Here is an 11,060-nt window from a genome sequence, read left to right on the forward strand (position 1 = left end):
CTCATCACAAGGAGAAATTTCGATGTCGCAAGACGATCCCTTCACGCTCGACCTTTTCGGCAATACAGCGCTGTCGTCCGGCCTCGGCCTCGGCGTTACCGCTTTCGCCGGCGGTTCGACCTTCGAGCCCGACGATGACGACGATCCCGATCCATCGACGCCGGCTCCCGCGACGGGGCTGGCGGCGGTCCCAGTTTCTGTGTCATCTGCTGGCCGCACGCGCGGCGCGAATTTTCTTCTCGCCGGCGACCGCGCCCTGGCGAGGGGCTGGAAGGATCGCGCCCGCGACAACATCACCGCGATCCGGCTCGCCGCCGGGATCGAAGCCGAGGAGCGACCGGCTACGCCTGAGGAGCAGGAGCAGCTGATCCGCTTCACCGGATTCGGCGCGTCCGAGCTCGCCAACACCGTCTTCCGGCGTCCTGGCGAGACCGAGTTTCGCAAGGGGTGGGAGGCGATCGGATCGGACCTTGAGGATGCGGTCGGCGATCTCGACCATGCCTCGCTCGCGCGCTGCACCCAGTATGCGCATTTCACGCCGGAGTTCATCGTACGCGCGATCTGGGCGGGACTGCAGCGCCTGGGCTGGCGCGGCGGCCGCGTCCTCGAGCCCGGCATCGGCACAGGGCTGTTTCCGGCGCTGATGCCGGAAGGGCTTCGTGACATCTCGCATGTCACCGGGATCGAGCTCGATCCGGTCACGGCACGCGTCGTGCGCCTGTTGCAGCCGCGCGCGCGCATCATCGCCGGCGATTTCGCGCGCACGGAGCTGCCGGCGAGCTTCGACCTCGCCATCGGCAATCCCCCGTTCTCCGACCGCATTGTGCGCTCGGACCGTGCGTATAGGTCGATGGGCCTTCGCCTGCATGACTACTTCATCGCGCGATCCATCGACTTGCTGAAGCCCGGCGCGCTTGCAGCCTTTGTGACCAGCTCCGGCACGATGGACAAGGCGGACGTCTCGGCGCGGGGGCATATTGCCAAGACCGCTGACCTGGTCGCCGCCATTCGGCTGCCCGAGGGCAGCTTCCGTGCCAGCGCCGGCACGGATGTCGTCGTCGACATGCTGTTCTTCCGGAAGCGCAAGATCGGAGATCCGGAAGGCGACCGGTCCTGGCTCGATGTCGACGAAGTCCGGCCTGCGACGGAGGATGAAGGCACCATCCGGGTGAACCGCTGGTTTGCTGACCATCCGCAGTCAGTGCTCGGCACGCACGGTCTCGCCTCCGGTCCCTTCGGCGAGACCTACACATGCCGTCCCCGTGATGGCGAGGATCTCGACGTCGCGCTCTCGGCCGTCATCGCTCTCCTTCCTCAAGCAATCTACGACGGCGAGCCCGACGTGATCGATCCCGATCCCGACCTGGAGGACGCTGGCGATCCGGCCCTCGTCGACCTGCCATCCGATCGGCATGTGCGTGAGGGCAGCTATTTCTTCGACAAGGCCCACGGCCTGATGCAGGTTCTCGACGGCCAGTCCGTCGCCGTAAATGCCCGCAAGGGCCGTAGTGCCGACGGCATCCCGGAGAAGCATGTCCGCATCGTCAGGAAGCTGATCCCGATCCGCGATGCGGTGCGTGAGGTATTGAAGGCGCAGGAGTTCGACCGGCCCTGGAAGGAGGCCCAGGTCAGGCTGCGCATCGCCTGGTCGAACTTCGCGCGCGACTTCGGCCCGATCAACTTCACCACTGTCGCCATGACGGAAGACGAGGAGACCGGCGAAGTGCGGGAGACGCATCGCCGCCCCAACATCCAGCCCTTCCTCGACGATCCCGATTGCTGGCTGGTCGCTTCCATCGAGGACTATGACCTCGAGACCAATACAGCGAAGCCCGGCCCGATCTTCACCGAGCGCGTGATTTCGCCGCCGGCGCCGCCGGTGATCACCAGCGCGGCGGACGCGCTGGCCGTCGTACTCAACGAGCGTGGCCGGGTCGACGTCGAGCACATCGCAGAGCTCTTGCATCGTGGCGCCCAGGACGTTGTCGCCGAACTCGGCAGCGCCATCTTTCGCGATCCGGCGGACGGATCGTGGCAGACGGCGGACGCTTATCTGTCGGGCCACGTCCGCGACAAGCTGAAGACGGCCGAGGCCGCTGCGGCGCTCGATCCATCCTACGAGCGCAACGTTACTGCGCTGCAGGCTGTACAGCCGGTCGATTTGCGCCCCTCCGATATCACCGCGCGGCTCGGCGCGCCCTGGATTCCGGCCGCCGATATCGTCGCCTTCGTCAAGGAGACGATGGACGCCGACATCAAGATCCATCATATGCCCGAACTGGCCTCCTGGACCGTGGAGGCGCGTCAGCTCGGATGGGTGGCGGCCGGGACGTCGGAATGGGGCACGGATCGCCGGCATGCCGGGGAGCTGCTCGCCGATGCGCTGAACAGCCGGGTGCCGCAGATCTTCGACACCATCAAGGAGGAGATGAGCGAACGGCGCGTGCTCAATGTCATCGATACCGAGGCGGCGAAGACGAAGCTGCAAAAGATCAAGGATGCCTTCCAGCGCTGGATCTGGTCCGACCCTGATCGCACCGACCGGCTGGCGCGGGTCTACAACGACCGCTTCAACAATATCGCGCCGCGAGCCTTCGACGGCTCCCATCTGAAGCTCCCGGGCGCCTCTGGCGCCTTTTCTCTTTATGGCCACCAGAAGCGCGGCATCTGGCGGATCGTCTCGGCCGGCTCGACCTATCTCGCCCACGCGGTTGGCGCCGGCAAGACCATGACCATGGCGGCCGCGATCATGGAGCAGCGGCGGCTTGGCCTGATCGCCAAGGCCATGCTGGTGGTGCCCGGCCATTGCCTGGCGCAGGCGGCGCGCGAGTTCCTGGCGCTGTACCCGGCGGCGCGCATTCTCGTCGCCGACGAGACCAATTTTAGCAAGGACAAGCGGCAACGTTTCCTGTCGCGTGCGGCGACGGCGACATGGGACGCGATCGTCATCACGCATTCGGCGTTCCGTTTCATCGCCGTACCCTCGGCGTTCGAGCAGCAGATGATCCAGGATGAGCTGGAGCTCTACGAAACCCTGCTCACGAAGGTCGAGAGCGACGACCGCGTCTCGCGCAAGCGCCTCGAACGGTTGAAAGAGGGCCTGAAGGAGCGGCTGGAATCGCTGTCGACCCGCAAGGACGACCTTCTGACCATCTCCGAGATCGGCGTTGACCAAATCATCGTCGACGAGGCGCAGGAGTTCAGGAAGCTCTCTTTCGCGACCAATATGAGCACCTTGAAGGGGGTCGATCCGAACGGCTCGCAGCGCGCCTGGGACCTTTATGTGAAGTCGCGCTTCCTCGAGACGAAGAACCCCGGCCGGGCGTTGGTGCTCGCCTCCGGCACGCCGATCACCAACACCCTCGGCGAGATGTTCTCGGTGCAGCGCTACCTCGGGCACGAGGCGCTGGCGCAACGGGGCCTGCATGAGTTCGACGCCTGGGCGTCGACTTTTGGCGATGTCTCGACGGAGCTCGAGCTTCAGCCCTCCGGCAAATACAAGCCGGTGACGCGCTTCGCCAGCTTCGTCAACGTGCCGGAGCTGATCGCGATGTTCCGCTCCTTTGCGGACGTGGTGATGCCGGACGACCTGCGCCAATTTGTGAAGGTGCCGACGATCTCGACCGGCCGGCGCGAGATTCTGACGTCCAAACCGACGGCTGCCTTCAGGCGCTACCAGGGCCTGCTCGACGAGCGCATCAAGGCGATCGAGATGCGCGATCGGCCGCCGGAGCCCGGCGATGACATCCTGCTTTCCGTCATCACCGATGGTCGCCACGCCGCGATCGATTTGCGGCTTGTCGATACCGACAATGACAACGAGGCGGAGAACAAGCTCAACAATCTCATCGCGAACGCCTTCCGGATCTGGAAGGAGACGGCTGAGAACAGCTACGTGCGCCCGGACGCCAAGCCGTTCGAGCTGCCCGGCGCCGCGCAGATGATCTTCTCCGATCTCGGCACGATCAGCGTCGAGAAGAGCCGCGGCTTCTCGGCCTATCGATGGATTCGCGATGAGCTCATCCGAATGGGCGTGCCGGCATCGGAGATCGCCTTCATGCAGGACCACAAGAAGTCCGAGGCCAAGCAGCGCCTGTTCGGCGATGTGCGCGCCGGTAAGGTTCGCTTCCTGATCGGTTCCTCCGACACGATGGGCACCGGGGTCAATGCGCAGTTGCGCCTCAAGGCCCTGCATCATCTCGATGTGCCCTGGTTGCCGTCTCAGATCGAGCAGCGCGAGGGCCGCATCGTGCGGCAAGGCAATCAGCACGACGAGGTCGATGTGTTCGCCTATGCGACCGAGGGCTCGCTCGATGCGACCATGTGGCAGAACAATGAGCGCAAGGCCCGCTTCATCGCGGCCGCGCTCTCGGGCGATACCTCGATACGGCGGCTCGAGGACCTGGGCGAAGGTCAGGCGAACCAGTTCGCCATGGCCAAGGCGATCGCCTCCGGCGACCAGCGCCTGATGCAGAAGGCAGGGTTAGAGGCCGATATCGCACGGCTGGAGCGGTTGCGCGCCGCTCATGTCGATGATCAGCATGCCGTGCGCCGTCAGATGCGCGACGCCGAGCGCGAGATCGAGTTCTCGACCCGGCGCATCGCGGAGATCCGACAGGACATCGAACGCCTTGTGCCGACGACGGGCGAGGCCTTTGCGATGAGCATGAATGGCAGGTCCTATACCGAACGCAAGGAGGCCGGCCGCGCGCTGATGAAGGAGATTTTGACCCTCGTCCAGCTTCAGCAGGAGGGCGAGAGCGTCATCGCTTCGATCGGCGGCTTCGACCTTGAATATGCGGGCGAGCGCTTCGGACGCGACGGCTATCGCTACACCACCATGCTGTTGCGGACCGCCGCCGAATACGAGATCGAGCTGCCGGTCACGGTGACGCCGCTTGGCGCAGTCTCCCGCCTGGAGCACGCGCTCGATGATTTCGAGGGGGAACGGGAACGCTTTCGTCAGCGTCTCGCCGATGCGCGACGGCGCCTTGCGTCCTATCAGTCCCGCGAAGGCGGCGCCTTTGCCTTCGCCGACGAGCTCGCGGAGAAGCGCCGGCAACTCGTCGAGATCGAGAAGGCGCTCGCCTCGGACATCGAAGGGGCAGGCGAGGCGGGCGCGATCGCGGCTTAGAGCAGCACCCCTCTGTCGGCTTGTGCCCATTGGCCGTCTTCGGCGCAAAGCATAGCCCGCGGCTGACAACAGCGGGAGATTGTATGAGAGGGCCGCCGCCAATTTCAGGGCGATCGAAGTTGTCCTAGCAACGCGAGGCATGCCCCCAAAATCAAGGAAGCACGGCGGCAGGAACCAGAAGCCGAGAAGCATTACCGTGACACTCAATGACGCGTTGAAGAGCTACCGCGTCACTTGGCGTAACCCTGAGAGCGGAGCCACGCGATCTTGCGGTCTCCGTTCATCCAGTCGTCGGCATCTGCCTTGCTGGTGAACCCTGTGATTTCGCGCTGTTCGCTGCCCGGGTAATCCGCAAGTATTTTCCAGTCGCTGTCTGAAATGCGGACGGCTTTGAAGGTCACTTTTGTTTTGGCCATGCCGCACTATGCAGGAGATGGCCTGAAAAGAGAACCCGCGGGTCGTGAGAGAAGAAGAAGAGGAAAAGCCCGCTCGCAGACCGGGCGGGCCGCTGGCGCTGAAGCTCAACCGCCACCTGCGCGATCCCGGCCCTCCGTCCTGCGCAGGGCTTTGGCCCTGCTGGTCCGGCCGGGCAGGGATGCTCGGCGGCAGTTGCACCGGCCCGTCCGCTCCGCGGGGCCAGGGGATGTCTTCGGAAAGAAGACGAGAAAGGCCGGCCGAGCCGGCCCGCAACCCCAAAAAGGAGCATTCCCATGCGTCTCATCAAGATCGATCCGCGCGCGCTGAAGGAGAACCCCGACCGCCTGCGTCAGACAAAATCCACGCCGCAGGCCGACGCGCTGCTGCTGGCGACGATCAAGGCTGTCGGCATCGTGCAGCCGCCCGTTATCACGCCAGAGGCTGGCGGCGGCAACGCCTACATCATCAATGCTGGGCATCGCCGCGTGAAGCAAGCGATTGCGGCCGGCCTTGAGGAAATCGACGTCATCGTCGACGAGGCGGCAAACGACAATGGCGCCATGCGCTCGATAGTCGAGAATATCGCCTTCGAGCCGCTCAATCCGGTCGACCAGTGGCGCGCGATCGAGCGTCTCGTGGCGCTTGGCTGGACCGAGGAAGCGATTGGCGTCGCGCTTGCGCTTCCCGTGCGCCAGATCAGGAAGCTGCGCCTGCTCGCGAATGTACTGCCCGCCATGCTCGACCACATGGCCAAGGGCGACATGCCGAACGAGCAGCAGCTGCGCACCATCGCCGCGGCCTCGCTCGACGAGCAGAAGGAGGTCTGGAAGAAGCACAAGCCGTCGAAAGCGGACCCGCAGGTGTCCTGGTGGAGCGTCGCGCAAGGCCTCCAGAAGACGCGCATGCATGCACGGCACGCCAGCTTCGGTGACGATCTCGCGCAGGCTTACGGAATCCAGTGGGTCGAGGACCTGTTTGCTCCGGCCGACGAGGACAGCCGCTACACCACTGACGTCGAGGCCTTTCTCGGCGCGCAGCATGAATGGATGGCGAACAACCTGCCGAAGAAGGGTGTCATCGCTGAGACCACGAACTGGGGAGAGGTGAAGCTGCCACCGAAGGCCGAACGGGTCCACGGCAAGCCGGCGAAGTCGGATTGCACCGCTCTATATCTCGACCGCGAGGGTCGCGTGCAGACGGTGCATTATCGTATGCCCGAAGCGAAGAAGCCCAAGGGCAAGGCTGCGCCGGGCTCGGACAGCGCTCCGGACGATGTCGGCGTAGTCTCGAAGCCTCGTCCCGATGTGACGCGCAAGGGCGTCGAGATGATCGGCGACTACCGGACGGACGCGCTGCGCGAAGCGCTCGGCCGCGCACCGATCGAGGACGATACGCTGATGGCGCTGCTGATCCTTGCCTTCGCCGGCCAGAACGTCTCCGCCACGACGGGAAGCGTCGGTTTCCATAACGGCCATAGTCGCCTCGCGAAGCACGCGGTGGTGCTGCTCGACAGCGACGGCAAGCTCGCCATCGATATGGACACGCTGCGGGCTGCAGCGCGCGCCATGCTCATCGACGTGTTCTCGTGCCGCGAGAACGCCACCAACAGCGGCATCGTTGCCCGTATTGCCGGCGCGACGATCGGCGCGGACGAGTTCTTGCCTAACATGGGCAGCGAGGACTTTCTCTCGTGCCTGTCGCGCCCCGCGCTCGAGGCATCGTGCAAGGACACCCCGGTCCTGCCGCGCCAGCGCGCAAAGGACACCCGCGACGCGCTCGCCGAGCACTTCAAGGACGGCCGCTTCGTCCACGCCGCGGCGCTCTTCGCACCGGACCCGACGAAGCTTTCCGAATGGCTGATGTCAAGCACGACCGTTCCGGACGATGCCGAAGAGGTGGATGAGGAAACCGCGGGCATCGCCGATGACACGGCCCGGGATGACGCCGAGGCGTTCAGGGAGGCGGCTGAATAACAGCCGGCCACCTTGTTCCGAACCATCTGCCGCCGCCGGCCAAGCCGGCGGCGGTTCTGTTTCCACACATCCGAAAAACCGGAGGACACGATGTCCGCGCATGTCACCGAGGAACAGGACCGCAGCATGAATGCGTCATCTCCCACACGCCAGAACCAAACCGTGCCTGAATTTCCTGAAGTCGCTTTCGGCCGCGGCGCTGACGCCCTTCTCGTCGCACTTGTCGGCGAAACGGCTTTCGCGATGGCGCCCGGCCGCGACGGCCGGCATCATCTCGTCACAGCCTGGCGTATTCCTCGACCAATGGACGAATGGAAGCGTAGCGATTTCTACGGCCATTCCGGCGAGCTCGCCGACGAGACGGCATTCCGCGCCGCCGTGCTCGAAAACGCCAAGCATCAGCGCGAGCGCAAGATGCTTGGCCGCTTCGAGGTGTATTCGCATGCCCACACGCCTTGGGGAGCCTCGCAGGGCGCAACCGTCTATGCCGAAGGCGTTGAACAACACTCGACGGCCGGACATGGAGGCTTCAAGCTCTCGGCCGAGGAAAACCGCAAGGTCCATCCCTCGCTGCGATCGACGGGCGGCTGGTATGAGGAGGATTGCGAATGGGCGATCGTCGCAATCACCTTTCCGCATCTCTTCACCACGTTCGAGCGCTGCTGCGCCGAACGCACGATCAAGGATTCATGGCCGGATGCCTGGGAGACGATCTTCGGCACCGTGCTCGCACCGGGAGAGTCCTACGAGAAGGATCGTCGCAGTTTCGAGTTGGCACATGCCAACGACTGGATCGTGATCTCGGCGGTCACCTCAACTCACTGCGAAGGCTTCGTGGAGTGCGTTGCGACGCCCGGCGGCAGGCGCGGAGCTGGAACGGAGGAGCGGTGCTTCCTGGTTCCATCCGCCGAATATGAGGTCAGACGCTTTGGCTTCGTGATCGACCCGAACCGGCACCAGGTCTATGGCGGGCCATCGGACTTCGTCGGCTGGCAGGCCGGGAGCGCAACATGAGCTCATCCTCGGATCGGCTGGCGCCCCTTCACCGCATACAGGAGGCGCGGCGGCAGATTCAGCGCCAGCTCGACTTGATCGACTGCCAGATCACGCGGCGGATGACGGCGCTGATCCCGCAGCTGTAGCCGACAAGCGCCAGTTATCGGTGGGGCATGGCGCCGGACCCGAGTGCCTTCCTCGAGCGATATCGCGCGCATCTTTCGGCAATCACGGCGGAACGCCAGCCAGAGATCGACGCACTGTCCCGCAAGCTCGCGCGGCAGGATGCGGTCATCGCGGCGTTCTGCACACGTAGCGGACTTTCCACTGACCCGCTCGATGATTTGTGCGGACATGCTGTCGACCTGTGCCATCGCGGCTGCCTTGTGCTGCGATCGCGCGGGCCATAGGCAGTGCGACCATGGAAGACGCCACACGCGCAGCCTTCGAACGCCTGCTCCACATCGCGAGGCGCGACACCGGCCGGTTGCGCCATGTCGCGAACTTCATCTTGGGGGGTACCTGGAGCCTCGGCGGATTCGACCTGTCCGACATCTTCGCCGTGGATCATGATATCGCCCGCGACATGGCGACCATCATCGGTGGTCTCGTCGAAGTTCTAGTCGGGAATGTCCAAAAGCCTACCGCGCCGAGATCGCGAACCAAGCTCTGGCGGCCGGAGGTCTGGGCAAAGGTCCATCGAGGTGGCCGCGCGCGTCGCTCTCGACCTGGGTCGACGAATGGGATCGCGCCAAGTCATGGAGGTCCCTACCTCCTGTTCTCCGCTTCATCGTTCCGGTTCGCCGGATCTCCCCTCGGGTTTGTTGCGCTCGTAAACCGGCGGCCGGTCACTTCCAGGCCGCTGTCGCGCCGCGTTGCGGCCGGATCACCGCCGATCTTGGCAAAACGGGTCCGCTTGCTGCGCGAGGGCCTGAAGGCCCTGCTGGCGCGCAAACCCGCTCCGCTCGATCTGGCGGCCCCGGACCCGGAAGCGCCCGTTATCCCGCCGGTTTTTTCCGATCGCACCCGAAGGGAGGACCGGCAGGAGCCGGCCCAAGCCTTCTGGGAGAACCGAAGGAAAGGATGTTCCCATGACCAAGACCGCTCGCACTCCCCGCCAGCCCGCCAAGGTCGTCCAGCTCCGCAAGAGCGCCAATCTCGAAATGGTCCGGCTCGCCTGCCCGGACGCCACCCAGGCCACCCTCATCTCCGAGAGCTTCGGCCTTCCCATCCTCGACAGCGATGGCATCCGCCATCTCCACGAGCGCCTGATCGTCGAGACCGCCGATGCCCTCAACGGAGGCCTCGGCGAGCGGGCGATGCAGATCCATCTTCAGCGCATCGTCGGCGCCTATGTCGGCTCCGCACATGGGGCCGGCCAGTTCTATTCCCGCGCGGTGACGGAAGCCCGGGACGCTACGGCCAAGGCCGCCAACGACGCCCGCGACGAGGACCTCGATGGTCCGGTCGGCTTCGACAGCACCGCGCAGCGTAAGAGGGAATTCGCCGCCGACATGGCGCTGCAGTCGCACGCGCTGCGAATGGCGGCCGAAGGCGCCATTGCAGCCTACGCGCAGGTCGTCGGCGAGGCCTGGAAGCCGTTCGAACGCCCGGTCGAGAACCCCGGTCAGACCATCGACCGCAAAGCGGCCACGCTCCAGATGGCAGCGTTCGGCTGACCGCCGCAGGCGGGGCTTCGGCCCCGCCAATTATCTCTCGTCGCCGACACGACAAAGGCCGCTCCCAACGAGCGGCCTTTGTTATCTCGCGCTCTCTTGCGCCGAATTGTTCAGTCCCGATCCTCCGCCAGATCGGCGAAGCGCGTGAACTCGCCCTGGAACGACAACATCACCGTGCCTGTGGGCCCGTGACGCTGTTTGCCGATAATGATCTCCGCCTTGCCGTGTGCCGCCGCAAGATCGGCCTCCCATGTCAGATGCTCTTCAGTGCCCAGCCTCGGCTCTTTGTTCTTCAGGTAATACTCCTCACGAAACACGAACAGCACGACGTCCGCATCCTGCTCGATCGAACCCGATTCTCGCAGGTCCGACAGCTGCGGCCGCTTCTCCTCCCGGTTCTCGACCAGACGGGAGAGTTGCGAGAGTGCGATGATAGGTACGTTGAGCTCCTTGGCCAGCGCCTTCAGGCCCGTCGTGATCTCGGTGAGCTCCTGGACACGATTCTGCGTAGCGCGCTGTGTCCGGCCTTGCATCAGTTGAAGATAGTCGATCACGATCAGATCGAGCCCGCGCTGCCGCTTTAAACGCCTTGCGCGCGCCGCCACCTGGCCAATGCTCAAGCCGCCAGTCTGGTCGATATAGAGCGGGGTGCGCCGCATCGCGTTGCGGCGGTCGACAAGCCGCTCGAACTGTCGTTCATCGATGCCGCCGCGGCGAATGCTCGATGACGATACCTCCGCTTGCTCGGATATGACGCGCGTGGCGAGTTGCTCCGACGACATCTCAAGCGAGAAAAACGCCACGATCCCGCCGGCAGCAGCCTTCCGGGAGCCGTCGTCTGCCGCCGCAGGCTGATATGAA

General features: G+C 64.8%; 7 protein-coding genes and 1 pseudogene. 5 read left to right on the forward strand and 3 right to left on the reverse strand.

Annotated elements, in window-relative coordinates; all coding sequences use genetic code 11:
• Positions 1–22 precede the first annotated feature (22 nt).
• Positions 23–5,134, forward strand: coding sequence for a helicase-like domain-containing protein (locus H8B02_RS22345; RefSeq protein WP_229168280.1), 5,112 nt, complete (start codon positions 23–25; stop codon positions 5,132–5,134).
• A 230-nt stretch (positions 5,135–5,364) separates the two neighbouring features.
• Here H8B02_RS22345 and H8B02_RS22350 read toward each other — a convergent pair whose 3' ends face one another.
• Positions 5,365–5,550 carry a hypothetical protein gene (locus H8B02_RS22350; protein ID WP_229168281.1) on the reverse strand — a complete coding sequence of 62 codons (186 nt, stop codon included), beginning with the start codon at positions 5,548–5,550 and terminating at the stop codon, positions 5,365–5,367.
• Positions 5,551–5,844: 294 nt separating this feature from the next.
• Here H8B02_RS22350 and H8B02_RS22355 point away from each other — a divergent pair, with 294 nt between their 5' ends.
• The gene (locus H8B02_RS22355) at positions 5,845–7,524 is read left to right on the forward strand and encodes a ParB/RepB/Spo0J family partition protein (RefSeq protein WP_229168282.1); all 1,680 of its coding nucleotides are present in this window, start codon (positions 5,845–5,847) and stop codon (positions 7,522–7,524) included.
• Positions 7,525–7,650: 126 nt separating this feature from the next.
• Positions 7,651–8,538: a DUF7007 domain-containing protein gene (locus H8B02_RS22360; protein WP_229168285.1), complete on the forward strand. Its 888-nt coding sequence runs from the start codon at positions 7,651–7,653 to the stop codon at positions 8,536–8,538.
• 2 nt (positions 8,539–8,540) lie between these two features.
• Here the strand turns inward: H8B02_RS22360 and H8B02_RS49030 are convergent, their stop codons facing one another.
• A complete protein-coding gene (locus H8B02_RS49030) occupies positions 8,541–8,894 on the reverse strand; it encodes a hypothetical protein (RefSeq protein WP_376711699.1) in 354 nt (117 codons plus the stop codon).
• Positions 8,895–8,941: 47 nt separating this feature from the next.
• On the opposite strand from H8B02_RS49030, the pseudogene H8B02_RS49305 reads away from it, so the two are divergent.
• A pseudogene (locus H8B02_RS49305) lies at positions 8,942–9,067 on the forward strand (DUF7673 family protein); the annotation flags it as partial.
• Between the two features lie 544 nt (positions 9,068–9,611).
• Positions 9,612–10,199 carry a hypothetical protein gene (locus H8B02_RS22370; RefSeq protein WP_229168283.1) on the forward strand — a complete coding sequence of 196 codons (588 nt, stop codon included), beginning with the start codon at positions 9,612–9,614 and terminating at the stop codon, positions 10,197–10,199.
• Between the two features lie 110 nt (positions 10,200–10,309).
• Here the strand turns inward: H8B02_RS22370 and H8B02_RS22375 are convergent.
• Positions 10,310–11,060: DnaB-like helicase C-terminal domain-containing protein (locus tag H8B02_RS22375; protein ID WP_229168284.1), on the reverse strand; the 751-nt coding region annotated here is incomplete at its 5' end.

The sequence above is a fragment of the Bradyrhizobium altum genome (assembly GCF_020889705.1).
GTDB classification, from domain to species: domain Bacteria; phylum Pseudomonadota; class Alphaproteobacteria; order Rhizobiales; family Xanthobacteraceae; genus Bradyrhizobium; species Bradyrhizobium altum.

Coding starts and splice junctions, on each gene's coding strand:
- H8B02_RS22345 (WP_229168280.1), top strand. CDS start 23: ATGTCGCAAGACGATCCCTTCACGCTCGACCTTTTCGGCAATACAGCG.
- H8B02_RS22350 (WP_229168281.1), bottom strand. CDS start 5,550: ATGGCCAAAACAAAAGTGACCTTCAAAGCCGTCCGCATTTCAGACAGC.
- H8B02_RS22355 (WP_229168282.1), top strand. CDS start 5,845: ATGCGTCTCATCAAGATCGATCCGCGCGCGCTGAAGGAGAACCCCGAC.
- H8B02_RS22360 (WP_229168285.1), top strand. CDS start 7,651: ATGAATGCGTCATCTCCCACACGCCAGAACCAAACCGTGCCTGAATTT.
- H8B02_RS49030 (WP_376711699.1), bottom strand. CDS start 8,894: ATGGCACAGGTCGACAGCATGTCCGCACAAATCATCGAGCGGGTCAGT.
- H8B02_RS22370 (WP_229168283.1), top strand. CDS start 9,612: ATGACCAAGACCGCTCGCACTCCCCGCCAGCCCGCCAAGGTCGTCCAG.